The sequence below is a fragment of the Ideonella sp. genome (assembly GCF_036277275.1).
In the GTDB taxonomy this organism is placed as follows: Bacteria; Pseudomonadota; Gammaproteobacteria; order Burkholderiales; family Burkholderiaceae_C; genus Ideonella.
The window spans coordinates 1-25,638 of record NZ_DASUNH010000037.1 but is presented as its reverse complement, the minus strand read 5'-3'; the positions used below and the strand labels follow the sequence as shown (position 1 = coordinate 25,638).

The 25,638-nt window shown below is 67.6% G+C and carries 21 protein-coding genes and 1 rRNA gene; 17 read left to right on the top strand and 5 right to left on the bottom strand.

Annotation, left to right across the window (positions count from 1 at the left end; all coding sequences use genetic code 11):
- Window positions 1-119 precede the first annotated feature (119 nt).
- Window positions 120-3,410, top strand: a complete 3,291-nt coding sequence (gene icmF, locus VFY73_RS07865) for a fused isobutyryl-CoA mutase/GTPase IcmF (protein WP_329717382.1) — start codon at window positions 120-122, stop codon at window positions 3,408-3,410.
- A gap of 101 nt (window positions 3,411-3,511) precedes the next feature.
- The gene (locus tag VFY73_RS07860) at window positions 3,512-5,410 is read left to right on the top strand and encodes a M48 family metallopeptidase (RefSeq protein WP_329717380.1); all 1,899 of its coding nucleotides are present in this window, start codon (window positions 3,512-3,514) and stop codon (window positions 5,408-5,410) included.
- A 30-nt stretch (window positions 5,411-5,440) separates the two neighbouring features.
- Here the strand turns inward: VFY73_RS07860 and VFY73_RS07855 are convergent, their stop codons facing one another.
- A complete protein-coding gene (locus VFY73_RS07855) occupies window positions 5,441-6,388 on the bottom strand; it encodes a sigma-70 family RNA polymerase sigma factor (RefSeq protein WP_329717378.1) in 948 nt (315 codons plus the stop codon).
- A 259-nt stretch (window positions 6,389-6,647) separates the two neighbouring features.
- Window positions 6,648-7,166 (bottom strand): hypothetical protein, encoded by a 519-nt coding sequence (locus VFY73_RS07850; protein ID WP_329717376.1) that lies wholly within the window; start codon window positions 7,164-7,166, stop codon window positions 6,648-6,650.
- A 154-nt stretch (window positions 7,167-7,320) separates the two neighbouring features.
- Between VFY73_RS07850 and VFY73_RS07845 the strand changes: the two genes are divergently transcribed.
- Together VFY73_RS07845 and fusA are read left to right on the top strand one after the other, a co-directional pair.
- The gene (locus VFY73_RS07845; RefSeq protein ID WP_329717374.1) at window positions 7,321-8,790 is read left to right on the top strand and encodes an AMP nucleosidase; all 1,470 of its coding nucleotides are present in this window, start codon (window positions 7,321-7,323) and stop codon (window positions 8,788-8,790) included.
- A 264-nt stretch (window positions 8,791-9,054) separates the two neighbouring features.
- Window positions 9,055-11,169 carry an elongation factor G gene (fusA, locus tag VFY73_RS07840; RefSeq protein ID WP_329717372.1) on the top strand — a complete coding sequence of 705 codons (2,115 nt, stop codon included), beginning with the start codon at window positions 9,055-9,057 and terminating at the stop codon, window positions 11,167-11,169.
- A gap of 12 nt (window positions 11,170-11,181) precedes the next feature.
- On the opposite strand, the gene VFY73_RS07835 is transcribed toward fusA, so the two are convergent.
- Window positions 11,182-11,814 carry an SRPBCC domain-containing protein gene (locus tag VFY73_RS07835; protein WP_329717370.1) on the bottom strand — a complete coding sequence of 211 codons (633 nt, stop codon included), beginning with the start codon at window positions 11,812-11,814 and terminating at the stop codon, window positions 11,182-11,184.
- 110 nt (window positions 11,815-11,924) lie between these two features.
- Between VFY73_RS07835 and VFY73_RS07830 the strand changes: the two genes are divergently transcribed.
- From VFY73_RS07830 to VFY73_RS07810, 5 genes are all read left to right on the top strand, one after another.
- The gene (locus VFY73_RS07830; protein WP_329717368.1) at window positions 11,925-12,533 is read left to right on the top strand and encodes a hypothetical protein; all 609 of its coding nucleotides are present in this window, start codon (window positions 11,925-11,927) and stop codon (window positions 12,531-12,533) included.
- A gap of 541 nt (window positions 12,534-13,074) precedes the next feature.
- Window positions 13,075-13,248 (top strand): hypothetical protein, encoded by a 174-nt coding sequence (locus tag VFY73_RS07825; protein ID WP_329717367.1) that lies wholly within the window; start codon window positions 13,075-13,077, stop codon window positions 13,246-13,248.
- Between the two features lie 52 nt (window positions 13,249-13,300).
- Complete coding sequence (locus tag VFY73_RS07820) at window positions 13,301-13,468, top strand: hypothetical protein (RefSeq protein WP_329717366.1); 168 nt, start codon at window positions 13,301-13,303, stop codon at window positions 13,466-13,468.
- 54 nt (window positions 13,469-13,522) lie between these two features.
- Window positions 13,523-13,801 carry a hypothetical protein gene (locus VFY73_RS07815; protein WP_329717365.1) on the top strand — a complete coding sequence of 93 codons (279 nt, stop codon included), beginning with the start codon at window positions 13,523-13,525 and terminating at the stop codon, window positions 13,799-13,801.
- Window positions 13,802-13,939: 138 nt separating this feature from the next.
- A complete protein-coding gene (locus VFY73_RS07810; RefSeq protein ID WP_329717364.1) occupies window positions 13,940-14,791 on the top strand; it encodes an HDOD domain-containing protein in 852 nt (283 codons plus the stop codon).
- A gap of 492 nt (window positions 14,792-15,283) precedes the next feature.
- Here VFY73_RS07810 and VFY73_RS07805 read toward each other — a convergent pair whose 3' ends face one another.
- Window positions 15,284-16,204 (bottom strand): esterase/lipase family protein, encoded by a 921-nt coding sequence (locus tag VFY73_RS07805; RefSeq protein WP_329717363.1) that lies wholly within the window; start codon window positions 16,202-16,204, stop codon window positions 15,284-15,286.
- A 137-nt stretch (window positions 16,205-16,341) separates the two neighbouring features.
- Between VFY73_RS07805 and VFY73_RS07800 the strand changes: the two genes are divergently transcribed.
- From VFY73_RS07800 to VFY73_RS07765, 8 genes are all read left to right on the top strand, one after another.
- Window positions 16,342-17,085 carry an FFLEELY motif protein gene (locus VFY73_RS07800; protein WP_329717362.1) on the top strand — a complete coding sequence of 248 codons (744 nt, stop codon included), beginning with the start codon at window positions 16,342-16,344 and terminating at the stop codon, window positions 17,083-17,085.
- A 62-nt stretch (window positions 17,086-17,147) separates the two neighbouring features.
- The gene (locus tag VFY73_RS07795; RefSeq protein WP_329717361.1) at window positions 17,148-18,881 is read left to right on the top strand and encodes a long-chain-fatty-acid--CoA ligase; all 1,734 of its coding nucleotides are present in this window, start codon (window positions 17,148-17,150) and stop codon (window positions 18,879-18,881) included.
- The gene (locus tag VFY73_RS07790; RefSeq protein WP_329717360.1) at window positions 18,878-19,828 is read left to right on the top strand and encodes an MBL fold metallo-hydrolase; all 951 of its coding nucleotides are present in this window, start codon (window positions 18,878-18,880) and stop codon (window positions 19,826-19,828) included. Before VFY73_RS07795 ends, VFY73_RS07790 begins: the two co-directional genes overlap by 4 nt.
- Window positions 19,829-19,852: 24 nt before the next feature.
- Complete coding sequence (locus VFY73_RS07785) at window positions 19,853-21,025, top strand: hypothetical protein (protein WP_329717359.1); 1,173 nt, start codon at window positions 19,853-19,855, stop codon at window positions 21,023-21,025.
- A complete protein-coding gene (locus VFY73_RS07780; protein WP_329717358.1) occupies window positions 21,022-22,455 on the top strand; it encodes a cytochrome P450 in 1,434 nt (477 codons plus the stop codon). The genes VFY73_RS07785 and VFY73_RS07780 overlap by 4 nt, the downstream gene beginning before the upstream one ends.
- An 8-nt stretch (window positions 22,456-22,463) precedes the next feature.
- Window positions 22,464-22,796, top strand: a complete 333-nt coding sequence (locus VFY73_RS07775) for a hypothetical protein (RefSeq protein WP_329717357.1) — start codon at window positions 22,464-22,466, stop codon at window positions 22,794-22,796.
- A gap of 20 nt (window positions 22,797-22,816) precedes the next feature.
- Window positions 22,817-24,052: a hypothetical protein gene (locus VFY73_RS07770; RefSeq protein ID WP_329717356.1), complete on the top strand. Its 1,236-nt coding sequence runs from the start codon at window positions 22,817-22,819 to the stop codon at window positions 24,050-24,052.
- Entirely contained in the window at window positions 24,049-25,341 is a 1,293-nt protein-coding gene (locus VFY73_RS07765; RefSeq protein WP_329717355.1) for a glycosyltransferase, read from the top strand. The genes VFY73_RS07770 and VFY73_RS07765 overlap by 4 nt, the downstream gene beginning before the upstream one ends.
- 167 nt (window positions 25,342-25,508) lie before the next feature.
- Here the strand turns inward: VFY73_RS07765 and rrf are convergent.
- Window positions 25,509-25,621 (bottom strand): 5S ribosomal RNA (rrf, locus tag VFY73_RS07760).
- Window positions 25,622-25,638 lie beyond the last annotated feature (17 nt).

Genomic DNA, 25,638 nt, shown 5'->3' with positions numbered 1-25,638 from the left:
CCGGGCGGTGTCAGACTGCCTTTTGCCGATGGCCGGCATCATGCACAATTGACGTTTACGTAAACGTCAACCAGACGTCCGACCTTCCCGGCCCGCCCGCCCATCCCACGAGTTCGACCATGACCGACCTGTCCGCCGAGTACAAAGCCCTGGCCGCCTACCGCCCGACGAACAAGGTGCGCTTCGTCACCGCCGCGTCGCTGTTCGATGGCCACGACGCCGCCATCAACATCATGCGTCGCATCCTGCAGGGCATGGGGGCCGAGGTGATCCACCTGGGCCACAACCGCTCGGTCGACGAGGTCGTCACCGCGGCGCTGCAGGAAGACGCGCAAGGCATTGCCGTCTCCAGCTACCAGGGTGGCCACAACGAATACTTCAGCTACATGGTCGAGCTGCTGCGCGCGCGCGGCGGCGCGCACATCCAGGTCTTCGGCGGCGGTGGCGGCGTGATCGTGCCAGCCGAGATCCGCGCGCTGGCCGACCAGGGCGTGCGCATCTACAGCCCCGAAGACGGCCAGCGCATGGGTCTGCAAGGGATGATCGGCGAGATGGTGATGCGCGCCGACGCCGACCTGACGGTGCATGCGCCCAAGACCGTGAAGGCGATCCAGGGCCACTCGGAAGCCGCCTGGCGCGCACTGGCCCAGCTGATCACCGCGCTCGAAAACGGCAAGGCCGAGCCCGAGCTGGTGGCTGCCGTGCACGAGGCCGCCAAGGCCCACCCGGCCCCGGTGCTGGGCATCACTGGCACCGGTGGCGCCGGCAAGTCCAGCCTGACCGACGAACTGATCCGCCGCTTCCGCCTCGACCAGGACGATGCGCTGCGCATCGCTGTCATCTCGATCGATCCGTCGCGCCGCAAGAGTGGTGGCGCGCTGCTGGGCGACCGGATCCGCATGAACGCGATCTCGCCGTGGAGCCAAGGCTCGCGCGTCTACATGCGCTCGCTCGCGACGCGCGACACCGGCAGCGAGGTCTCGGCCGCGTTGCCCGATGTGATCGCCGCGGCCCGCGCCGCCGGCTTCGACCTGGTGATCGTCGAGACCTCCGGCATCGGCCAGGGCGACGCGGCGATCGTGCCGCTGGTCGACGTGCCGATGTACGTGATGACGCCCGAGTTCGGCGCCGCCAGCCAGCTCGAGAAGATCGACATGCTCGACTTCGCCGAGTTCGTCGCGATCAACAAGTTCGACCGCAAGGGTGCGGCCGATGCGCTGCGCGACGTCAGCAAGCAGGTGCAGCGCAACCGCGAAGCCTTCACCGTGATGCCGGACCAGATGCCGGTCTTCGGCACGATGGCCAGCCGCTTCAACGACGACGGCGTGACGGCGCTGTACCAGGCGCTGCGTGAGCGGCTGCGCGACGTGGGTCTGAAGCTCACCGAAGGCCGGCTGCCGCCGGTGGCCACGCGCCACAGCACGCACCAGACGCCGATCGTGCCGTCGGCGCGCGTGCGTTACCTGGCCGAGATCAGCGACGCGGTGCGCGGCTACAAGGCCCGCGCGCGCGCCCAAGCACGGCTGGCGCGCGAGGTGCAGCAGCTGAAGTCCACGGCGCGCATGCTGACCGAAGCCAACCCGGACAAGACCAACGCCCGCGACGCGGTGCTGAACCTGGCGCAGCAGCGCGAAGGCCAGCTCGGCGCCGATGCGCGCCACCTGTTGGCGCAGTGGCCCGACATGCAGAAGGCCTACGCCGGCGACGACTACGTGGTGAAGATCCGCGACAAGGAGATCCGCACCCGCCTCGTCCACACCACGCTGTCGGGCTCGAAGATCCGCAAGGTCGCGCTGCCGGGCTACGAGTGCGATGGCGAAGTGCTGAAGTGGCTGATGCTGGACAACGTGCCCGGCAGCTTCCCCTACACCGCCGGTGTGTTCGCGTTCAAGCGTGAAGGCGAAGACCCGACGCGCATGTTCGCCGGCGAGGGCGATGCCTTCCGCACCAACCGACGCTTCAAGCTGGTGTCAGAGGGCATGCCGGCCAAGCGGCTGTCGACCGCTTTCGACTCGGTGACGCTGTACGGCGCCGACCCGGCACCGCGGCCGGACATCTACGGCAAGGTCGGCAACTCGGGCGTCTCGATCGCGACGCTCGAAGACATGAAGGTGCTGTACTCGGGCTTCGACCTGTGCAGCCCGACGACGTCGGTCTCGATGACGATCAACGGCCCGGCGCCGACGATCCTCGCGATGTTCATGAACACCGCGATCGACCAGCAGCTCGACAAGTTTCGCGCCGACAACAACCGCGAGCCGAGCGACACCGAGGCGGCCAAGATCCGCGCCTGGGTGCTGGCTAACGTGCGCGGCACCGTGCAGGCCGACATCCTGAAGGAAGACCAGGGCCAGAACACCTGCATCTTCTCGACCGAGTTCTCGCTCAAGGTGATGGGCGACATCGCCGAGTACTTCGTGCACCACGACGTGCGCAACTTCTACTCGGTCTCGATCAGCGGTTATCACATCGCCGAGGCCGGCGCGAACCCGATCTCGCAACTCGCCTTCACGCTGAGCAACGGCTTCACCTTCGTCGAAGCCTACCTCGCGCGTGGCATGCACATCGACGACTTCGCGCCCAACCTGTCGTTCTTCTTCTCGAACGGCATGGACCCGGAGTACACCGTGCTCGGCCGCGTCGCGCGTCGCATCTGGGCGGTGGCGATGCGCGACCGCTACGGCGCCAACGAGCGCTCGCAGAAGCTGAAGTACCACGTGCAGACCTCGGGCCGCAGCCTGCATGCGCAGGAGATCGCGTTCAACGACATCCGCACCACGCTGCAGGCGCTGATCGCGATCTACGACAACTGCAACTCGCTGCACACCAACGCCTACGACGAGGCGATCACGACGCCGACCGAAGAGAGTGTGCGCCGCGCGATGGCGATCCAGCTGATCATCAACCGCGAGTGGGGCCTGGCGAAGAACGAGAACCCGAACCAGGGCGCGTTCATCATCGACGAGCTGACCGAGCTGGTCGAAGAAGCCGTACTGGCCGAGTTCGAGAAGATCGCCGAACGCGGCGGTGTGCTGGGTGCGATGGAGACCGGCTACCAGCGCTCGAAGATCCAGGAAGAGTCGATGCACTACGAGATGCTGAAGCATACCGGCGAGTACCCGATCATCGGCGTCAACACCTTCCGCAACCCGCACGGCGACCCGGTGCCCGAGCACATCGAGCTGGCCCGCTCGACCGAAGAAGAAAAGCAGAGCCAGTTGACGCGCCTGGCCGACTTTCACACCCAGCATGCCGGTGATTCACCGGCGATGCTGCAGCGCCTGCAGACCGCGGTGATCGAGAACCGCAACGTCTTCGAGGTGCTGATGGACGCGGTGCGCGTGTGCTCGCTCGGTCAGATCACCACGGCGCTGTTCGAGGTGGGCGGGCAGTACCGCCGCAGCATGTGACGAATGCCGCCCGAGGCCGGGCTTTCCCCGCTTCGGGCCGCCAAGGCTGACGCGACAATTCCTACCCAGGACAGCGCCGTGCAGGCGCGCATGGGGGGATCATGGACGCAGAACGTTTTGCCCAGATGGTGGGTCGGCTCGAGCGCGAGAGTGCCGAGCATCCACGCAGCTACGCGATCAAGGTCGCGGCACTCGCCCTGCTGGGCTTCGGCATTCTGGCGCTGGTGCTCGGCGCCGCCGGGCTGGGGCTGGTGCTGCTGGTCGGCATCGCGATCGCAACGCTGCTGACGGGCGGCAAGGCCTTGCTGCTGCTGTTCAAGCTCGGCAAGCTGCTGTGGCTGCTGGCCATCCCGCTGTGGTTCCTGGTCAAGCATTCGCTGCGCGCAATGTTCGTGCGGCTGCCGCCCCCGGACGGGCTGGAGCTCACGGCAGCCCAGGCGCCCGCGCTGTTCGCTGCCGTGCAGGACATGCGCCAGCGACTGCGCGGCCCCAGGGTGCACCACGTGCTGTTGATCGACCAGATCAACGCCGCCGTGGTTCAGCGGCCGTTGTTCGGCCTGGTCGGGTTCCCGCGCAACTACCTGCTGCTGGGCCTGCCGCTGCTGGACAGCATGTCGCCCGAAGAGGCGATGGCAGTGGTGGCGCACGAATATGGCCACCTGGCGGGCTCGCACAGCCGCTTCGGCGCCTTCATCTACCGCCTGCGCCTGAGCTGGGGCACGATCCAGCACCACGCCGAGCAGTGGCAAGGCTTCATCGGCCGCGGCCTGCAACGGCTGATCGGCTGGTACGCGCCGTATTTCAACGCCTACACCTTCGTGCTGGCGCGGGCCAACGAGTACCAGGCCGATCGCGCATCGGTGGACCTGGTCGGCGCCCAGGCGGCGGCCGACGCGCTCAAACGCGTCAACCTGGCGAGCCCGCGCTACGACAGCTTTCTGAATCAAACGCTCGAGCGCATCCGCGACCAGCCTCAGCCGCCGCGCGACCTGATGGCGCGTTGGGCCAACGAGGCCGGCACCGAGTTGGCTGCCGACAACGCCCAGCGCTGGCTCAGCCAGGCCCTGGCACGCGAAACAAGTCTCGCCGACACCCACCCCGCGCTGGCGGCCCGGCTGTCGGCGTTACCCGGCCAGGCCGAGACGATGAACACGCAGCCGCGCCCGCGCCAGGGTCCGTCCGCGGCCGAGGCATGGCTGGGCGCACTGCTGCCCACGCTGCACGATCACTTCCAGACGGCGTGGGCCGAACGCGTCACCCAACCCTGGCGTGAACGGCACGGCGAAATCCAGCAACAGCGCAGCCGCCTGGTGGCCTTGCGGTCGCAGGCAGAACGCAACCCCGACGAAGAACTCGAGCGCTTGCAGCTGCAGGTGCAGTTGGAGCCGGGCACCGACTGGCGGGATGCGCTGGCGGCCTACAACGCCGACCATCCGGACCGTGCCGGCGCGCTGTACCTCGAAGGGGTGCTGCGCCTGGACAAGGACGACGAGGGTGGTGTTGCCCTGCTGGAGCGCGCGATGGCGCTGGACGCCGACGCGACCAAGCCGGCCTGTGAGCGCGCATACAGCCACTTCAAGCAACGCGGTGACGACACCCGCGCCGAAGACTTTGCCGAACGCTGGCGTCAGCGCGATGCCTTCGAGAACCAGCGGCAGCAGGACGCCAACCGGTTGAACACCCGACACGTCGTCAAACCGCACGGGCTTGGGGGCGATGCATGGGCGGCTGTCCAGCAGTTGCTCAGCCGGGTCGACCACGACGGCATCGACAGCGCCTATCTGGTCCGGCGCGAACTGCCATCAGACCCGAACATCGAGACCTATGTGCTGGGCGTGAAGCTGACCTGGTGGGCACGCCAGCGCAACCGCCAGCAGGCCATCGTCGACCGCCTGGCTCAACTGGAGTGGCCGATCCACCTGATGCTCTGCACGCTGGATGGCGACCATGCCGACTACGGCGCGACCTTGCAGCAGGTCGTGGGCGCCAAGGTGATCTAAACGCGCCGAACCGCCCGCCAGCGCTGTGCCTCAGCCCCAGCGCGTGGTCGGCGTGACCTCGATGAAGTCGTCTTCGCCGGTGCCGCTGCTGGCAGGCGGCTTGCCACGCCCACGCTGGGTGAGCACTTGCTCCATCATTTCGTCCCAGGCGTCGTGCGGGCTGCGGTGCAGTTGCTCTTCGCGCTGGCGCATCAGCTCGGCGAACTCCTCGGACGACTTGTCCGGGTAACGGTCGGTCGCGCGGCTCGGCCCGTTGCCGAAGTGCACTGCGACGCGGCGCACCACCGAGTGGTAGATCTGCGAGACACGCGACGGCGTCACCTTGAGCGATTTGGCTACCTCGAGCGGCGTCAAGCCGACGCCCAGGTAGGCATCGATGACCATGCGCTCGCGCTCGGGCAGGTCGGCAAAGAAACTTTCGAGCCGACGCATCACGATGCCGGTGTCGACCCGGGCCTCGACTTCCTCCTGCGGCGTGGCCGGGTGGAAGCGGTGGCCGTGGTCGCCGCCCTCGTCGCTTTCGTCGGCGTCGAGGTTGACCTGATGGCGGCCCATCTGGTCGGCCTGCATCAAGGAGCTGATCTCTTCGGCGGCCAAGCCGGTGGCAGCGGCCAGTTGGGTGAAGTTGGGCTCGGCGCCGTGCGTCTGGCGATGGCGCTCGCGGGCGATCTGGATGACCTTGATCTTGCGGCGTTCGCCGCGGCTCAGGTAGTCCATCTGGCGCAACTCGTCGAGCATCGCGCCTTTGACCCGCATGCGCGCGTAGCGCACGAAAGCCTCCTGGGCTTCCGCGGTGTCGCGGTCACCTTCCCACTCGAAACTGACCGCCGCCTGCGCCACGGCGATCAGCCCGACCTGGATCAGGTCGGCCCGCTCGACGTTGGCCGGCAGGTGGCGCACCAGTGCCTGTGCCTGCTTCCGAACCCAGGATTGGTTCTTGGCGATCAGGACAGAAGGGACACCCTGCATCGAGATCATGGTGAGTGCATCATAGGCCCGCAACGCAAAAGCATATGACCACAAAAGTGGGGGGAATTGCGGCCAATGCCCGGCTTGAGGCCTTGGCAAGAGGCGTGCGAGGCTGACGGCCCCGGCACGCGGCCTTGCCCTGCGCCGCCAACAGCTCGGCGCGCGCCCGATTCAGCACCATCGATCGCGACGTGCGCGCTCGTGTTTCCGGCCAGCGACGATGGGCTGGGCCGGTCAGCCAGCCCTCACGGGCCGGCAAGGAAGGATCCTATTTGCTGCCTCTGGCGGCCTTGGCTTCCTCCGGCGTGACGCGGCCATCGCGGTCCATGTCGGCGGCGTCGAACTTGCGGGAGAGCCTGGGGTTGGCGGCAACCTCATCGCGTGTGACCACGCCGTCACCATTGCCATCCATCTTGCTGAAGGCGCCCTTGGCGCCGCCGCGATGGGTCTTGGCGTACGCCTTCAGCTCGGCCGGCATGACGCGGCCATCACGGTCGGCGTCGATCTCGTCGAACTTGCCTGACAGCTGCGGGGCAGCTGCCGCCTCGTCGCGGGTGATCGCGCCGTCGCGGTTGGCGTCCACCTGCGCGAACTTGTCTTGCGGCAGGCGCTGCGGCTTTTCGCCGGGGACCATGGCGGGCGCCGGCGGGGCGGGCGGCGCGGCTTGGGCAGCGGGCGCAGCAGGGGCATCGGGAGGCGCAGGTTCAACGGCCGTCTGGGCGTAGCCGGCCAGCGGAGCGATCAGGGTCAGGGTGGTGGCCAGGGCGGCCCAGGTGTGGCGTTTCAAAGTGTTCTCCTCGAAAGACGAGCGGCGACAACAGTGCCTCCACTCTGGCAACGCATGAGGATGCGGCACAGGGCGACCCCCAAGCGCAGCCTTTACGCGAATTTACCCTTTGGGGACGTGCCGAAACGGCCGTTCCGTGGCGCGAGAATGGTGCATGAGCGAAGCCCCATTCACCCCCCGCCAGACCTTCACCGACGCCGACGCCGCCTTGGCCCAGGTGGCCACCCTGTACCAGAGCCAGGTGCAGCATCTGCGCCAGCATTTGCAGAGTTTCGTCGCCGGCCACGAGCCCACCAGCCGGGTGCGCGCCTGGTACCCGAGCGTGCGCGTGCAGACCGACACCGTGGCCCGCGCCGACACCCGGCTGAGCTTCGGTTTCGTCGCCGGCCCGGGCGTCTATGAAACCACGCTGACCCGGCCTGAACTCTTCGCCGACTACTACCGCGAGCAGTTCCGCCTGCTGCTGCGCAACCACGGTGTGGCGCTGGACATCGGGCTGGGCACCCAGCCCATTCCCGTGCATTTCTCGCTCGCCGAGGCCGACCACCTGGAAGGGACGATGACACCCGAGCGGCGCATGCGGCTGCGCGACCTGTTCGACCTGCCTGACCTGGCCGCGATGGACGACGGCATCGCCAATGGCACCTACGAGCCGGCCCCGCGCGACCCGCACCCGCTGGCGCTGTTCACCGCACCGCGGGTCGACTATTCATTGCACCGGTTGCGCCACTACACCGGCACCGCGCCGGAGTACTTCCAGAACTTCGTGCTGTTCACGAACTACCAGTTCTACATCGACGAGTTCATCCGCCTGGGTCACCTGTGGATGGGCGACCCGAACAGCGACTACCTCGCTTTCGTCGAGCCCGGCAACGTGGTGACGCCGCGCGTCGGCCTGCCTGCAGCCGGTGCCGGCCACCCGCCGCCGCGGTTGCCGCAGATGCCGGCCTACCACCTGGTGCGCGAGGGCCATGGCGGCATCACGATGATCAACATCGGCGTCGGCCCCGCCAACGCCAAGAACATCACCGACCACGTCGCCGTGCTGCGCCCGCACGCGTGGATCATGCTCGGCCACTGTGCCGGCCTTCGCAACACCCAGCAATTGGGCGACTACGTGCTGGCCCACGGCTATGTGCGCGAAGACCATGTGCTGGACGAAGAACTGCCGCTGTGGGTGCCGATCCCGCCGCTGGCCGAAGTGCAGCTCGCGCTCGAGCACGCGGTCGCCGAAGTCACCCAATTGTCGGGTTATGAGCTGAAGAAGATCATGCGCACCGGCACGGTCGCGTCGACCGACAACCGCAACTGGGAGCTGTTGCCGCACCCGGGCCCCGAGCGCCGTTTCAGCCAGAGCCGCGCGATCGCGCTCGACATGGAATCGGCCACCATCGCGGCCAACGGTTTCCGCTTCCGCGTGCCCTATGGGACCTTGCTGTGCGTGAGCGACAAGCCGCTGCACGGCGAGATCAAGCTGCCCGGCATGGCCAACCATTTCTACCGCGAACGGGTCGACCAGCATTTGCGCATCGGGGTGAGAGCGCTCGAGCTGCTGCGCGAATCCAGCGTCGGCCAGTTGCACAGCCGCAAGCTGCGGGGCTTTGCAGAAGTGGCGTTCCAGTAGTGCGCCGCCGCGGGTTGGCCCGCGGTATCGATTTCCGACGCCCGGCCCGCCCTGGGCGTTTTTCTTCTCGGTGTTCAGTCGCTTGCGCCCGGCTGCGGGCAGGCGTAGGCTGGGGTTCACTTGATGGCCCGCCACCTTCGCGGCGCTCTCGTGCCGCGACGGGTGATGCAGGGCCCGAGGCGGCTGCCTGGATGCAGCCACCGCCCTCCGAGGGGGTGAGTCGACTCGGGAGCGGCCCTTCGTTGACTCACGAGGAGAGCCACCATGTCAAGCCCAGATCTTCCGGCGGCCGGGGCCACGGCCGCCGGTGCAACGGCCCCTGGCGCCGCGTCGGCGACCCATCCCGCGATCGCCGCGATCCGAACCCTGGCGCTGGTCGGGCCCGCGGCCGCGGGCAAGACATCGCTCGCCGAGGCGATGCTCGTCAAGACCGGCATGATCGGCGCATCCGGCAGTCTGGAACGCGGCAGCACGGTCAGTGACCACGACCCGCTCGAGCGCCGGCTGCAGCACTCCTTGAATTCGTCGGTGATGCACCTGAAGCATGCCGACACCCGTATCCACCTGATCGACACCCCGGGGGCGGCTGATTTCGTCGGCCAATCGCTGCCGGCGCTGGAGGCCGTCGAAACCGCGGCCATCGTGATCAACGCTGCCACCGGCGTCGAGCCGATGGCGGTGCGCATGATGCAGCACGCCGCCGAGCGGCACCTGGACCGCATCATCATCGTCAACAAGATCGACGCGCCGGGCGTGGACCTGCAGGGCGTGCTGGAGCAGATCCAGGCGACCTTCGGCAAGGAATGCCTGCCGTTGAACCTGCCGTCGGCGGGCGCCGCGCAGGTGGTCGACTGCTTCTACAACCGCGAAGGTTCGGCCGATTTCTCGTCGGTGGAGGCGGCCCACCGCGCGCTGGTCGAGCAGGTGGTCGAGGTCGACGGCGACTTCGTCGAGCGCTACTTGAACGACGGCGACGTGGACGCGAGCGAGCTGCACGCCCCGCTCGAAGAGGCACTGCGTCAGGGCCACCTTATCCCGGTGTGTTTTGTCTCCTCCCGTTCCGGCGCCGGCGTGCGCGAACTGCTCGACGTGATCGTGCGGCTGCTGCCCAACCCGACCGAAGGCAATCCGCCCGACTTTCTGCGCGGCGAGGGCCCCGACGCCGAACCGATGCACGCCACCCCTGACCCGGCGCTCCACGTGCTGGCCCATGTGTTCAAGGTCACGGTCGACCCATATGTCGGCAAGATGGGCGTGTTCCGCGTGCACCAGGGCACCGTGACGCCGAACAGCCTGCTGTACGTGGGCGACGGCCGCAAGCCGTTCAAGGTCGGCCACCTGTTCATGCTGCAGGGCAAGGACCATGTCGAGGTGCAAAAGGCCTTGCCCGGCGACATCTGCGCGGTGGCCAAGGTCGACAGCCTGCATTTCGACGCGGTGCTGCACGACGCAGCCGAAGACGATCACATCCACCTCAAGCCGCTGGCCTTCCCGGTGCCGGTGCACGGCCTGGCGATCGAGCCGAAACGCCACGGCGACGAGCAGCGCATGTGGGAGATCTTGCAGAAGCTGGTCGACGAAGACCCGTGCCTGAAGGTCGAACACGTCGCCGCCACCAACGAGACCATCGTCAACGGCCTGGGCGACCTGCACCTGCGCATCCTGCTCGATCGGCTGCGCGACGTGCACAAGTTCGAGGTCAACACCCGGCCACCGCGGGTGGCCTACCGCGAAACCATCACCGCCAAGGCCGAGGGCCACCACCGGCACAAGAAGCAGACCGGCGGCGCGGGTCAGTTCGGCGAGGTGTTCCTGCGCGTCGAACCATTGCCGCGCGGCAGCGGCTTCCAGTTCGCCGATGAGGTCAAGGGCGGGGCGATCCCGAACACCTTCATCCCGGCGGTCGAAAAAGGCGTGCGTGAAGCGCTGGCTGGCGGGGTGATCGCCGGCTACTCGGTGGTCGACATCAAGGTCACCGTGCACGACGGCAAGAGCCACAGCGTCGACAGCAAGGAAATCGCCTTCGTCACCGCCGGTCGCAAGGCTGTGGTCGCCGCCATCCTGGAGGCGCGGCCGATCGTGCTGGAGCCGATCGTCAACGTCGAGATCACCGCGCCCGAGGCGTCGACCGGCGACATCACCGGCGACCTGTCGTCACGCCGCGCCCAGGTGGCCGGCACCGATGCGCAGATGGCCGGGCTGATGCTGGTCAAAGCCCAGGCGCCGCTGGCCGAGCTGATGAGCTACCAGAACCGGCTCAACGCGCTGACCAGCGGCCAGGGCCGCTATACGCTCAGCCTGTCGCACTACGAAGCGGTGCCGCCCACGGTGCAGCAGCAGCTGACCAGCCAGCACAAGGTCGCCGCGAGCGACGATTGACGGGTTGCGTTGCTACTTCGCTGCCGCGCTGGCGGCTGAAGAGGCTGCTGCGGCAGCCTCTTTCACTTTGTAGGCCCTCAGCTGTGCCAGCCAGGGTGCCCAATCCTGCGGGCCGGTCTCGAAGCGTTTGCGCAGGCTCTCCAGCACACGCGGCCAGGCCTTGTCGAAGTAGGCGTAGGTCGAGTCCCATTGGCCCCCGGTGCCCCAGCCGGTGTGGTGCAGCGTCACCCGTGTTTCCTTGTCACTGACCGGCTCGAAGCGCACGATCACGAAGGTGCGTTGCGCGCGCGCCTCGGGCAGGCTGGGCGGCGCGTTCCAGTCGAACGAGAGCATCTTCTTCGGCTGCAACGCCATGTAGCGCATGTCGTCCGCGCCCTTTTCGCCGGGCGCTGCGGTCGGGTCCATGAAGATGTGGAAGGCGCCGCCCACACGGGCGTCGATCTCGGCGTCGGGCGAAAAGAAGCTGGTGACGCCCTCGCGCGTGGTCCACGCGGCCCAGGCCTGGTCCAGCGTGGCGGGTACCACCACCTCGCGCTCGATCGCGCGTTCAACCGCCGCAGCACTGACCGCGCCAACGCCGAGCCCGATGAGCGCTGCGACCGGCAGCACGGTCAGGCCGATCGGCCGGATTGAGCGGAAATTCATCGGCATGGCTCCATCAGTTCTGACGTCTTCTGGATTGGAGACCGGGCCGACCGTTGTGAGCAAGCGGTTTGACCCCATGTGCGAGGCAACGCGGCTTTATCATCAGCGCCATGGAGTTTCCCCGCGACGTGGCGGCGGTTCGGCTGGACAACGCATTGCTGTTGTTCGACGAATTCGTTCGCAGCACCGTCAAGCACCCCGATGCCGCCACCTTGCGCGGCCTTGAACGGCGATTCGCCGAACGCTTGCAGATTCAACCCAGCTACTGGAGCCAGATCAAGGGCCGCTCGCGGCAAATCGGTGAGCGCCTGGCGCGCCAGTTCGAACAGTGTTGCCACAAGCCGTATGGCTGGATGGACCAGCCGCAAGGCGGCGGCCGCGCCGCGCTCGGCGCCGCCCTGCCCGAGGCCAGCAACGATGCCCCGCTGCCGCAAGATGACGACGAACGCTTCATCGTCGGCTTGGTGCTGACGTACTACAGGCGCCACCCGCAGCGGGCCCGCACCCGGCTGCTCGATCTGTTGGGCGAGGTGTTGATGCCGGCAACGGCCCCCGCCGCACCGCCAGCGCCCCCCGCACCGGTCGCCCCGCCCACCGTGGTCGCACCCGGCGTGTTGCGCCCGGGCAAGCCGGCACCCGGCACCGTGCCGGCCGACGACATGCACTCGCTGTGGCTGAAGACCCAGAGCGGGGTCGCGCCGCTGAAGAAAAAGCGCTGAGCCCGGCGGCCGCGCTGGGCCGCCTCATTTCGTTGCCTTACGCCGCCAGACGCCACCATTTCGGGTGGCGGCTCTGCCACGTCCTCCTTCTTGTGGATGCTCAACTGATAAAAAGTGGTTGCGCAAGATAATCAATCGTTTATCATTGCGCCCAGCTCAGGGAGAACGGCGGCCGCCTCGCAGGAGGCGAGCCCAGCCGACACCACAGAGCCTTCGCCCCGGCCTCCCGGCCGGCCCTGCCACCCACCAGGACCTTTGATGCTGCTGAACTTGTGCGCGACCTTCGCCCACCGAGCCGCCTTCCTGTCGGTTGGTGTGGCAGGCGTCGCATCCCTCTCGACCCACCGTCGTCGTCACTTGCGCTGAAGGCCGCCGCCTCCGGCGGCCTCCACAGACACACGGCCCGGGTTGGTTTTCCACCCGGGCCGTTTGCTTTGGCCCACCAGTGACCCAGCGGCACCGACGCCGCGCTTTGCCCGCCACCGGCCGGACGCCGGTGACGATCGACTGCACAAGAAAGAGAAGACCCATGCACAACCCGATGTTTGTTTCGCAAGTCGCGCAAAGCGCCTGGCACGCCTGGATGCTGTGCCGGCTGCTGATGGCCGACCTGCGCGCTGCCCGCCAGGCCCCCGGCACCGCCAGCGCCAAGGCACCTGTCGACGCCGCGGTGCTGGCCGCCGGCGACTCGTTCGACGTTGCCGAGCACCAGTGAGCGCGGCAGGCCCTTTGAAATCGTTCGATCCCGTCATTCCCAAGGAGCGTTCATGAAATTCACCATTGCCACCGCCAAGCCACGCAACCCGTTGGTCGCGCCAACCCGCATGCGCCAAGCCGGCCGCCATGACCGTGGCGACAGGTCGCAACGCCAACGAGGTCGCAATGAGCTGCGCCGCGAGCTGAAGCTCGCCGACAGCGACCGCCACGGCCCCTGAATCCTTTTTTTCTTCGGCTCTGCCCGATCGGTGGAGCCCCTTGGAGTCACCACCATGCATCGCCCGCTCTACGTTCCCCAAGTCGCCCATGGGCCCGCGCCCTGGCGCCCCGTCGCGGCCGCCCACCCGGCACGCCGCCTCGCCGCCCGGCAGTTGCGCCGCGCCGGTGTCTGGCTGGCCTGGTTCGCTCGGCAACTGGCCGCGCCCGTCGCCCGCCCGGCACAGCCCGGCCCGTTGCCCGAGGTGGAGTTCTACGCCGAAGCCGGCGCACCCGAAGGTGCGCTGTTCGTCAACGGTGAGTACGTCGGCCGCCTCGACGTCTCGCGCCTGTGATCGGTGCGGAACAGGCGTCGATCAGGCCGGTCGGCACCCCTGGTGCTTCACCAGGGGTCGCCGGCCGGCTCAACTTCGGTGCCGGCCAGCCGATAAAGCCGAAAACCGGGCTGCTCCCTGCGGCCGGACTTCGGCCCCATGAACGCACCTGACGCCTCGCTGTTTCCACCTCGCCGCACGCCGCTGGATGTGGCCGGCTGGGTGCGCTATTTCCAGCAGGCCGAGATCCCGGTGCTCGCCAGCACGGCCAACGCACTGGAAGACCTGCGCGAAAACGAGGACGCCGTCGATGCCCGCATGCTGGCCGACGTCATCTCGGCCGACCCATTGATGATGCTGAAGCTGCTGGCCTACACCGCCGGCTTGCAAAACAGTGGCCGGCGCCAGACCGATGTCGAGACCGCCACCGAGGCGCTGGTGCTGATCGGCATCACCCCGTTCTTCCGCGACTTCGGCCCGCAGCCGACGATCGAGCAGCACCTGCACGACCAGCCCGAAGCGTTGCAAGGTCTGCGCGACGTGCTCCAGCGTGCTCACCGTGCAGGCAAGTTCGCGCTCAGCTTCGCGGTCCACCGTTTCGACCACGACGCACCGGTGATCCACGAGGCTGCGCTGCTGCACGACTTTGCCGAGATGCTGTTGTGGCTGCATGCGCCGCACTTGGCGCTGGACATCGCCTACCGCCAGAAGACCGATCCGACGCTGCGCAGCGTTGCCGTGCAGCGCGCGCTGCTGGGGGTACCGCTGGCCGAGATCCAGCATGCTTTGATGGTGACCTGGCGTTTGCCCGAATTGCTGGTGCGCATCACCGACGACCGGCAGGAAAGTGCGAGCCAGGTCCGCAACGTGATGCTGGCGATCCGACTGGCGCGACACACCGCGCAGAGCTGGACCAACCCTGCAGTGCCAGACGATGTGCGCGACATCGCCCAGTTGCTGAACATGGGCCTGGGGCCGACCGAAACGCTGCTGCGCGAAATCGACAGCTGAGCACCGCGGGTAATCCCCCAAGGGGGTGATGGTGCCGTTGCGATGCCGACGCGACACTGAATTTCTCGGTCGAAAGATCGCTCCCACAAGAAGCAGGTCGGCATGACACCTGACATGAGTCGTCGTTACGGATTGGCCCTGTTCCTGGCTTTGTCCACGGCAGTGGGCGTCGGCCTGCTTTCGATGCCGGCGTTCGACCCGATGTTCCCGCTTCGCCAGTGGCTCGGCCCCTGGTTCAGCGGCGCCCTGCTGGCGATCAGCGCCTTGGTCGCCGGCCATCTCACGCTGCGTCAGCTCGGCCGGCGCATCCACCCGGCGTGGGCGAGTCAACCTTCGCGCGCCCTGCTGTGCCTGGCATGGGGGTTGGCACTGTCGGTCTGGGTGCTGGGCTTGCTGCACGCCCAGGTGGCGGATGGCCGCGCCCTGCTGTGGCTGGTACTGGCGCCGCTGTGGTTGGCCGCGTCGGGCCTGTGGGGCCGGGCCACTCCCGGCTCAGGCGCCGTCACGCGGTCCCGGCCGACCGAGCGCCTGCCACAGCGTGGCGACCACTTCGGGATGGTGCAGCAGATCGATGTGCGCAGTGCCCGCGACGTGCAACTGCCGGGCCCCGGGAAGCACGGCGTGCGAGGCCGGGAAGACGATGTTGTCGCCATGGCCGTAGATGCAGAGAAACAGTTCGCGGCGTGAGGCCGTCTCGCCGGCCTCGAGCCGGCACAGCCAGTCACTGCCCGGCCGCATCTCGCGCGTGTTGCGCCCGAACTGCGACAGCGTGGCGAGCCAGGTGCCGCGGTGCGGCGTGCCGATCGTGATCACCCCGCGGATGCGCCCGTCGGCCGCCTGCCGGGCCAGCCAGGCCCGTATCGCCAGCCCGCCCATGCTGTGGCCCACCAGCAGCGGCTTCTCGCCGGTACACGCCTCCAGCTTCTTCACGGCAGCTTCGATGATGGCCGGGTAGTCATCGATGGAGCCAAACACCGGCTCCAGGTTGACCGCCACGAACGGGACACCTTCAGCGCGCAATTGCGCCAACCAAGGTGTCCACAGGCCCCGGTTGCAGACAAAGCCGTGCACCAGCACGACGCCCGCGCGACCACGCGCATCGGCCGGCAGGAAGTCGCGCTCGGCATTTGAGGCGAAGGGTTGGCGCCAGCCGAACACCCGCGGCGCCATCCGCACCTCGCCCCACCAGGCCGCCCACCACTGCCGCCAGCTCACGGGTGGCGCCGCGTCGCGCCGGTTGTGCCAGCGCATCAGCGCAAAGGTCACCAGCAGCCACAACGCGTGGCTGGCCAGCACCACGGCCACCGCGACCAGCGAGCCCACCGGGTAACCGGCCCGCCAGGGCAGGATGGCGGCAGCCAGGAGCGCCATGCACCAGCCCAAAACCAGCAGTTGTTGCAATCGGGCCAGCATGGTTCAGCGCGGGATCGGCACAGGCGTCATCCGCACAGTGTCACACCGGTGCAGTGCTGCAGGCGCCACCGAAGCTAGAGCTCCGCCACTAGGCTCGGCACCCAAACGGCGGCCCGCTGCGATAGGCTCACGACACCATGCGCAATAGCAACGGCACCAGCCCCCCCTTGGCGGCCAGCATCCTGGGCCATCTGCAACAGGTGCAGGCCGAGCGAGCGGCACGTATCGCCGAGCCGGCCTGGGCGGCAAAGGTGCGGGCCCTCAAGACCTACCAGCGCGACCGTTTTGCCCGCAGCCACGCCGACCTGCTGGCCCATGCACGCTACGCCGCGGCGGCGCGCTTCTTTCTCGACGACCTCTACGGCCCACAGGATTTTGCCGAGCGCGACGCCCAGTTCGCCCGCATCGTGCCCGCGCTGGTGCGGCTGTTCCCGAGCGAGGTGGTGGTCACGGTCGACGCACTGGCCGAGTTGCACGCCTTGTCCGAATCGCTGGACAGTGCGATGGCACGTCTGCTGCCGAGCGAACACGTCGACGCCACCGCCTATCGCCAGGCGTGGCAAGCCACCGGCCGGCCGGCCGACCGCGCGCGCCAGATCGAGTTGGTGATGACCTTGGGCCAGCAGTTGGACCGCTACACCCGCAACCGCCTGCTGCGCCACAGCCTGAAGCTGATGCGCGGGCCGGCTCGGGCGGCAGGCCTGGCATCACTGCAGACCTTTCTCGAACGCGGCTTCGACACCTTCGGTGCCATGGGCGGCGCAACCGAGTTCCTGGCGTTGATCGAGCAGCGCGAACGTGCGTTGATGCAGGCCCTGTTCGACACGCCCGCTGTCACCCCGGCGACAGCTGAAGCCTCTGCGTTGGGACAACTACCGTAGCCGGCCGCCGCAGCGCCCCGCAGCATGGGGCGCCCCGCTCATCTCTGACTTCTGGATTCGCCGTGACCGACCTCGCCCTGGCCGATGCCCCCTCCGCAACGACCGCACCACGCCCGTGGCTGGCGCACTATCCGCCGGGGGTGCCGGCGCGCGTCGATGCGTCGCGCTACCCGTCGGTCGTGGCGCTGCTGGAGGACTCATGGCGTCGCCATGCCGCGCGCGACGCGGCGTGCTGCATGGGCAGCCGCCTGCGCTTTCGCGAGGTCGACGAGCTCTCCGAAGCCTTGGCCGCGTGGCTGCAGGCCAAAGGGCTGGCCAAGGGCGACCGCGTCGCCGTGATGATGCCGAACCTGCCGCAGTACATGGTGGCGATCGGCGCCATCTTGCGCGCCGGCGCGGTGGTGGTGAACGTGAACCCGCTCTACACCGCGCGGGAGCTGGCGCACCAGCTGAAGGACAGCGGTGCGACCGCGATCGTCGTGCTCGAGAATTTCGCCCACACGCTGGAGGAGGCGATCGACGGCACCTCGGTGCGCCATGTCGTGCTCGCGTCGATGGGGGACCTGCTCGGTTTCTGGAAAGGCCAGTTGGTCAACTTTGCGGTGCGTCACCTGAAGAAGATGGTGCCCGAATACCGCCTGCCGCTGGCCGATGGCCGCTCGGTCACCCGCTTCAACATGGTGATCGCGGAAGGCACGCGGATGCGCCTGAGGCCGGTGGCCATCGGCCCCGACGATGTCGCGTTCCTGCAGTACACGGGCGGTACCACCGGGGTGTCGAAAGGGGCCACGCTGCTGCATCGCAATGTCGTGGCCAACATCCTGCAATCAGAGGCCTGGTTCGGCCCGATGCTCGACAAGTTGGGCGACAAGCCGCTGACCTGCGTCTGCGCGCTGCCGCTGTACCACATCTTCGCGTTGACCATCTGCTACATGATGGGCGCTCGGCTCGGGATCATGAACCTGCTGATCCCGAACCCGCGCGACATCCCCGGCTTGATCCGCACGCTGGGCGAGCACCGGATCAACATGTTCCCGGCCGTCAACACGCTGCTCAACGCACTGGCCAACGAACCAGATTTTGCGCGGCTCGATTTCTCGGAACTGGTCGTCACCAACAGCGGGGGCATGGCGGTGCAGCAGGCCACGGCCGAAAAATGGCTGAAGCTCACCGGCTGTCCGGTCGTCGAGGGCTATGGCCTGTCGGAGACCTCGCCGGTAGCGACCAGCAACCGGCTCGACGTGGCCGAATTCAGCGGCACGATCGGGATGCCGATCCCATCGACCGAGATCGCCATCCGCGACGACGAAGGGCGTGACCTGCCGTTCGGCACACCGGGCGAGATCTGCATCCGCGGCCCCCAGGTGATGGCGGGCTACTGGAACCGGCCGGACGAAACCGCCAGGGCGATCGGCCCTGACGGCTTCTTCAAGAGCGGCGATGTCGGCATCATGGACGAGCGCGGCTACGTGCGCATCGTCGATCGCAAGAAGGACATGGTCCTGGTCTCCGGCTTCAACGTCTACCCGACCGAGATCGAGCAGGTCGTCAATCTGCACCCGGGTGTGCTCGAGTGCGCGGCGATCGGCATCCCCGACGCCCGCTCGGGCGAGGCGGTCAAGCTGTTCGTCGTGAAGAAAGACGCCACGCTGTCGGAAGAAGACGTGGCCGCCTGGTGCCGCGACAACTTCACCGCCTACAAGCGACCGAAGGTGATCGAGTTCCGCGACGAGCTGCCCAAATCGCCGGTTGGCAAGGTGCTGCGCCGCGAGTTGCGCGCCCACACCGGCGGATGAGCGCAGCCCACGCCGGCACGCTGCGCTCGCTGGGCGCCCAGGTGCTGCAGCGCGACTGGCTGTCGGCCAACAACATCGTGTTTGCGGCAGGCGGCGCAGGCGCCCCGGCCACGGTCGTCGACACCGGCTATGCGCGACATGCCGGGATGACGATCACGCTGGTCGAGCAGGCCCTGGGCGGCGCGGCGCTGGAACGCATCGTCAACACCCACCTGCATTCGGACCACTGCGGCGGCAACCGGGCGTTGCAGGCCCGTCACCCGGCCAAGACCTATGTGCCGACAGCTTCGCTGGAGGTGGTGCAAGCCTGGGACGAAACACGCCTGAGCTACCGCACCACCGGCCAGCTGTGCGAGCGCTTCCGCGTCGACGGCGCGATCGCGCCGGGCTGCACGCTCAGGCTGGGCCAGGCGCAGTGGCAAGTCCACGCCGCCCCCGGCCACGACCCCGACGCCGTGCTGCTGTTCGAGCCGCAAACGCGCACCTTGATCTCGGGCGACGCGCTTTGGGAAGACCGCCTGGCGATCATCTTCCCGGAGCTGTTTGGCGAAGACGGCTTTGGCCCGGCACGGCGCACGCTGGACTTGATCGAGTCGTTGGCGCCACGCTGCGTGATCCCCGGCCATGGAGACGTGTTCGGCGATGCGCCGGCCGCGCTGGCGGCCAGCCGACGGCGACTGAGCGCTTTCGAGCAGGATCCGGCGCGCCATGCACAACACGCCGCCCGTGCGCTGGTGATGTTCCACATGATGGAGCATCAATCCCGGGGGCGCCCCGAGCTGGAAGCCTGGCTGCTGCAGACGCCGATCTTCGAACTGAGTACGCGCATCGGTCGCACCGCACTGACGCCGGCACGCTGGGCCCATGAACTGGTCGAGAAGCTGATCGGGGACGGGTTGTTGCACAGCGACAATGGCGTGCTCGATCTGCCGCCACCGGCCACCTGACGCCTGCCACGCGACAATCCGTGCATGCCTTTGCACCGGCGCGTGTTCTTCATTGCAGGCTTCGACCCGAAAAGCCCACGCTTCTACCACCACCTGTCCCGCAACCTTGCCGCCCATCGCCCCGCCGGCTCGGAGGGCGCGGATGACCCGCCGGTGCAGGTCAGCGGACGCCGCCGGCTGAACGAGTGGGCGGACGAATGGGACGTGCACTGGCCGGCCAGTGCAGGTGGCGACGACCTGCACACCCGCTACACCTTGCTGCGCTGGGACGACATCGTGCGCGCCCACTGGGAGCGCACCGCTGGCCGTGTGTTGCGCGACCACTGGAGCTTCTACGTCGATGGGTTCCGGCAGGGCTTCTTCGGCCGCGCATGGCGCGCCTCGCGGCTGAACTGGATGTTCGTCGTGTTCCCGCTTGGCGTGGCGCTGTTGATGGCACTGCTGTGGAGCGTGCTGGCAACTGCCATCGTGGCGGGGCTGCCGCCATCAGCGGCGCCGTGGGCCACGTTGACCGTCGGCCTGGTCGCCTGTGGCGGCGCTTGGTGGAGTTGGCGGCGGCTGTCCCATCGGCTCGGCAGTGACTGGCTGATGCGGCTCTACGGCTTTTCGCACACCCAGGCCGCGGGTCGCGTGCACGAGCTCGACCCGCGCGTCGACGCCATGGCTGCGCTGATCGCCCAGGCAGCCGCGGAGTCGCCTGATGCGCAGGAACTGCTCGTCGTCGGCCACAGCACAGGCGCCACGTTGGCCGCCAGTGCGTTGTCGCGCGCATTGAGCCTGTCGCCGGACATTGGCCGCAGCGGAGGCCCGCAACTGAGCTTGCTGACTCTGGGTCATTGCACCCCGCTGGTCTACTACTTTGCAACCGCTGACCAATTGCGTAACGAGTTGGACGCACTGACCAGCCATCCGCAACTGACTTGGGTCGACTACACCGCACCTGCCGACTGGGCAGGATGCGCACGCATATCGCCCTGGCATCGGCCAGGCCGCGCGGTGCTGCACCGCCTGTCGCCACGCTTCCCGAAGATCCTGCGGCCCGAGCACTACCAGACACTGCGGCGCAATCGTCTGGCCATGCACATGCAGTACCTGAAACCTGCCGATCTCGCCGGCCGCTACGATCTGCTGGCCTTCACTGCCGGCCGACCCACGCTGCGTGACCGCCACCCGCCCCAGGCTTCGACTGATCCATGACCCCTGAACGATTCTGCCCGCACTACCCGGCACCGCAGGCCAAGCGGCCGTCCGCCTGGCGCATGTTCTTCAGCAAGCGCCGCTCGTGGCTGGACAGCCTGTACGCCCGCAGCTACCAAATGAAAATGGGCGAGGTGCATCTGCCGGGGGTCGACCTGTACATGGTCAACGAGCCGGCGCTGGTACGCCGGGTGATGGTCGATGAAGCGGCCGCATTCCCCAAGCACGCGATGCTGGGAGACGCGTTGCGCCCGTTGCTGGGCGACAGCATCTTCACCACCAACGGCGAAGTGTGGCAACGCCAGCGCGCGCTGATGGACCCGTCGTTCGAGGCCGCGCGCATCCGGCATGTTTTCGGCCGCATGCGCGAGGCCGCCGCCGCGATGGCCCAGCGCCTGCGCAAGGTGCCGGAAGGCGCCGAGCACGATGTAGAGATCGAGATGACCCACGTCGCGGCCGACATCATCCTGCGCACCATCCTGTCGCAACCCCTGGACAGCGCCGGCGCGCAGCAGGTGTTCGCCGCCTTCGAGCGCTACCAGGCGCTGGCGCCGCGCCTGATGATGCCGGCGTTCTTCGGCCTGCGCTGGCTGCGCCCGTGGTGGCAGATCCGCCGCAGTCGGCATGCCGCAGCGGAAATCCGCACGCTGCTGTCCGCGCTGATCCGACCGCGTTTCGAAGCGGCGCAAGCCGGCCAGGTGGTCATCGAAGGTGACATCCTGGCCACGTTGCTGCAGGTGCGCGATGGGAAGACCGGTCAAGGCTTCGGCTTCGACGAGCTGGTCGATCAGGTGGCGATGCTGTTCCTGGCCGGGCACGAGACCTCGGCCAGCGCGTTGTCGTGGGCGCTTCACCTGCTGGCACATGCCCCGTCGGTGCAAGAGCGCCTGCATGAAGAGGCGCGCACCACGTTCGACCCTGACAGCGACGACCCCGGCGCGATGAAGGACCTGGCGTTGGCGCGCAACGTGTTTCGTGAGGCCTTGCGACTGTTCCCGCCGGTCGGCTTCCTGGCGCGGCAGTCGGCGGCCGGCTGCACGATGCGCGACAAGCGGGTGCCAGCCCATGCATCGGTGGTCATCTCGCCGTGGCTGATCCAACGCCATCGTGACCTCTGGGCTCGGCCTGACGAGTTCGACCCCGACCGCTACGACGACGCCGGATCTGATGCACCTGCGCAAGACCCCGGCCCGTCGGCGCGCGAGTCGCTGCGCCGCGCGTACCTGCCGTTTGGCATGGGCCCACGGGTCTGCATTGGCGCTGCGTTCGCCCAGCAAGAGGCAGCGTTGATCCTGGCCACGCTGGCCCGCGAGTTCCGCGTCGAACCGGTGCCGGGCCATGTGCCGGAGCCGGTCGGTCGGTTGACGATTCGCGCCGAGAATGGCATCCGTTTGCGCGTATTTCAGCGCCGAGTCGGTGAGGGGCCATGAAGGAGCGGATGGCGGGGTTTCTGGTGATGACGGCGATCGTGCCGATGGCCATCGCCGGCTATCTGCTGTTGGTGTTGATCGGCCTCGGCGGTCCGACCGCCAGGGGCCGCGCGGGGGTGCGGGCGCTGGACCATTTCGTCAACGCGACGCTGTTCAACGGCTACGCGTGGGAGTCGGTCTCGTCCCACGCGTGGCGCGCGCGGGAGCAACGCTGGGCCCGTGGCGTCATTTGGTTGACCGACCGTTTCCAACCCGGGCATTGCCGCCGCGCCAACAAGCGTGAGCAGCCGCTGGTCGATCTGATGCTGGCCAAGGGTTTGCACAAGCAGACCATTTTTTGATGGCGCCGACGACTGCGGCAATGTCGGCCTCCAACGACAAGCGCGTGCGGCGCCGGCATGTGCTGTACCTGAGCGGCTTCGATCCGCAGGGGCCCGGCCACTACCACGCGCTCTACGCCGATCAGGCTGCACTGCAATCCAAGGTCAGCGGCGACCGGATCACGGTGGGACCGCGCCAACGAGTTGGCCGCAATGCCGCATGGGACGTGCGTTGGCAAGGCGCCGACGGCGGCGAAGCGGTCGATACGCGCTACGAGTTCCTGCGCTGGGACGACATCGTTCGCCAGCACTGGCCGCGCGGACAAGTTCGACTGCTCGCGGTGACGATCCGCACGACCGCGCGCCTGCTGGTCAACGGGTCGTTGTGGCGCATCCTGCAGACGAGCTGGCCCGCCTTTCTGGCGTTGAGCCTGCCGGCGAGCTTGATCGCTGGCGTGGTGTTTGCGCTGCTCGGCCTGGCCGGCCTCGCGTGGTCCATCGGCAGCCACACGACAGCGTGGCTGGGCGTCGCGGTGGTCGTTGGTGGCATCGTGCCGTTGCGCGCCTGGGCAAAGGGTGCGCAAGCCAAGGTGCAGATGGCCTGGTTGATGCGCAGTGCCAGCGTCGTTCTGCAGCAGTCGCGTGGCCAGTTGCCTACCCTGGAAGAGCGGCTTGACCAGTTCGCCAAGCGCTTGTGCGAGTTGGTCGTGGCGCCCCATGTCGACGAGGTGCTTGTCGTCGGCCACAGCTCCGGTGCGATGCTGGCGGTCAGTGTGCTGGCGCGCGCCCTGGGCGCCGACAGACAACTGTTGCAGCGCCCGGCTTCGGTATCGCTGCTGACCTTGGGCGAGTGCATCCCGCTGCTCAGCTATCAACCTGAAGCCGCAAAGTTCCGGCAAGAACTCGGGACACTGCGTGCCGCCCATGATCTGAATTGGATCGACGTCACTGCACCGCCTGATGGCTGCTGCTTTGCGCTGATCGATCCAACCGATGTCTGCGAGGATGGCGTGCCCACTGAGGCGCGGGCGTCGGGAGGGGGGCCAAAACGGGTGTCGCCTCGCTTTGTGCGCTGTTTCCCGCCCGAACGTTATCAAGCAATCCGCCGGGACAGGTACCGTTGCCACTTTCAGTACCTGATGGCTGTTGAAGTGCCGGGCACCTATGACTACTTCGCCTTGACCGCCGGCCCGCGCAGACTCGCCGACAACTTCGCGCACCAGCCAGCGGTCACCCGCTTCACTGACTTTCAGTGCTTCGGCGGACCACGGCGATGAGGTTCGCCGTCGTCACGCTGGGCAGCGCCGGTGACCTGCATCCGTTTCTCGCCGTCGCGCGAGCGCTGGTCCAGCGTGGTCACGAAGTGCAGCTGCTGTCTCAGGCGCCCTATGAAGGTCAATCGTTGGCCGAAGGCGTGCCCTTTCGGGCGGTGGTCGACACAGCCGCGCATGAACGCACGCTGAAGCATCCACTGCTCTGGCATCCGCTGCACGGGTTCGGAGTGCTGTGGCGGCATCTCGCCGTCCCCTCGATCGGGCCGACCTGCGACGTTCTCGACGCGTTGACCCACGCAACCGGCGACCGCTGGACGGTGCTGGCATCACCACTGGCTGCGGGTGCACGGTTTGCGCGCGAGCGTTGGCCGGACCGGATCCGTCTGCTCTCCGGCTATACAGCCCCCATGGGCTTGCGCAGCGCCGACGATCCGATGTTCCTGGGCGCCTGGCAGGTGCCGCGATGGGTGCCGCCGCCGGCGCGCCGGGTACTGTGGCACCTGCTCGATCAATGGAAGCTGGAGCCCATGGCCCGACCCGCCCTTCAGCGCTGGCAAGCCCAGTGGGGGACACCCCGCATCGCGACCTCGGTCTTCGGAGACTGGCTCCATTCGCCCGACGGCGGCATCGCGCTGTACCCCCCCGAGTTCGCCTCAATTCCCTCGAATTGGCGCCGACGAGGGGTCATGCAGACCGGATTCCCGCTGTATGAACCCAGTGTCCAGCCCGCGCTGCCAACAGCATGGAATGATTTCGTTCGCCGACATCCCCGGTATGTCCTCGCCTACCCTGGCTCAGCGGCCGGTGCCGCAGAGCGCTTCAACGATCTGGTATTGCCGGCTTGCCGACGGCTGGGGCAACCCGTGGTCATCTTGTCGCCCCATCTGCGCAGCGACGACATCCCGCTCGCCGCCATGGCGCCCGACGTCCTGTCAGTCAGGCACGCACCACTGAGTGCGCTGCTGCGCGGCGCCAGCGCGTTCGTGCACCACGGTGGAATCGGCAGCGTCGCTCAAGCGTTGCGCTTTGACGTCCCCCAGTTGGTGCTCGCTTCGGCCTACGACCAGTTCGAAAATGGCTGTCGGCTCACCGGGCAGGGCCATGGGACTTGGCTGCCGCTGAATCGCGCCACGGCAGAGACGGTCCGTGAGCGGCTCAGCACCTTGTTGTCACCAGACGCTGCGGCTGGCGAGGCGCAGCAACGACCGTCGATTGATGACGACTCGCAGGCGGCGACCCGCCGGACCTGTGAGTTGTTGGAAGAAACTTCCCGTCGGCCCTTGAGTTCGTGATTTGCACTTGGGCTGCGTCTCTGCATCCCCAATATTTGAGGCTCGAACGCACGAACGCCGAGCCGGAGCTTGGAGACCTTTCATTCGGGGGAAGGACTTGAACCGAACAAAAGAAAGGCCCAAAAGAAAAGGCCCGACTGCATTGCAATCGGGCCTCTCGGATATTAGCCTGACGATGTCCTACTTTCACACGGGAATCCGCACTATCATCGGCGCAGAGGCGTTTCACTGTCCTGTTCGGGATGGGAAGGAGTGGGACCACCTCGCTATGGTCATCAGGCTTAACTTGTTGCTTGG

Excerpts from the sequence above, each read along its gene's own strand:
- icmF (WP_329717382.1), top strand. The coding sequence starts at position 120 with ATGACCGACCTGTCCGCCGAGTACAAAGCCCTGGCCGCCTACCGCCCG.
- VFY73_RS07860 (WP_329717380.1), top strand. The coding sequence starts at position 3,512 with ATGGACGCAGAACGTTTTGCCCAGATGGTGGGTCGGCTCGAGCGCGAG.
- VFY73_RS07855 (WP_329717378.1), bottom strand. The coding sequence starts at position 6,388 with ATGATCTCGATGCAGGGTGTCCCTTCTGTCCTGATCGCCAAGAACCAA.
- VFY73_RS07845 (WP_329717374.1), top strand. The coding sequence starts at position 7,321 with ATGAGCGAAGCCCCATTCACCCCCCGCCAGACCTTCACCGACGCCGAC.
- fusA (WP_329717372.1), top strand. The coding sequence starts at position 9,055 with ATGTCAAGCCCAGATCTTCCGGCGGCCGGGGCCACGGCCGCCGGTGCA.
- VFY73_RS07835 (WP_329717370.1), bottom strand. The coding sequence starts at position 11,814 with ATGAATTTCCGCTCAATCCGGCCGATCGGCCTGACCGTGCTGCCGGTC.
- VFY73_RS07830 (WP_329717368.1), top strand. The coding sequence starts at position 11,925 with ATGGAGTTTCCCCGCGACGTGGCGGCGGTTCGGCTGGACAACGCATTG.
- VFY73_RS07825 (WP_329717367.1), top strand. The coding sequence starts at position 13,075 with ATGTTTGTTTCGCAAGTCGCGCAAAGCGCCTGGCACGCCTGGATGCTG.
- VFY73_RS07820 (WP_329717366.1), top strand. The coding sequence starts at position 13,301 with ATGAAATTCACCATTGCCACCGCCAAGCCACGCAACCCGTTGGTCGCG.
- VFY73_RS07815 (WP_329717365.1), top strand. The coding sequence starts at position 13,523 with ATGCATCGCCCGCTCTACGTTCCCCAAGTCGCCCATGGGCCCGCGCCC.
- VFY73_RS07810 (WP_329717364.1), top strand. The coding sequence starts at position 13,940 with ATGAACGCACCTGACGCCTCGCTGTTTCCACCTCGCCGCACGCCGCTG.
- VFY73_RS07805 (WP_329717363.1), bottom strand. The coding sequence starts at position 16,204 with ATGCTGGCCCGATTGCAACAACTGCTGGTTTTGGGCTGGTGCATGGCG.
- VFY73_RS07800 (WP_329717362.1), top strand. The coding sequence starts at position 16,342 with ATGCGCAATAGCAACGGCACCAGCCCCCCCTTGGCGGCCAGCATCCTG.
- VFY73_RS07790 (WP_329717360.1), top strand. The coding sequence starts at position 18,878 with ATGAGCGCAGCCCACGCCGGCACGCTGCGCTCGCTGGGCGCCCAGGTG.
- VFY73_RS07785 (WP_329717359.1), top strand. The coding sequence starts at position 19,853 with ATGCCTTTGCACCGGCGCGTGTTCTTCATTGCAGGCTTCGACCCGAAA.
- VFY73_RS07780 (WP_329717358.1), top strand. The coding sequence starts at position 21,022 with ATGACCCCTGAACGATTCTGCCCGCACTACCCGGCACCGCAGGCCAAG.
- VFY73_RS07775 (WP_329717357.1), top strand. The coding sequence starts at position 22,464 with ATGGCGGGGTTTCTGGTGATGACGGCGATCGTGCCGATGGCCATCGCC.
- VFY73_RS07770 (WP_329717356.1), top strand. The coding sequence starts at position 22,817 with ATGTCGGCCTCCAACGACAAGCGCGTGCGGCGCCGGCATGTGCTGTAC.
- VFY73_RS07765 (WP_329717355.1), top strand. The coding sequence starts at position 24,049 with ATGAGGTTCGCCGTCGTCACGCTGGGCAGCGCCGGTGACCTGCATCCG.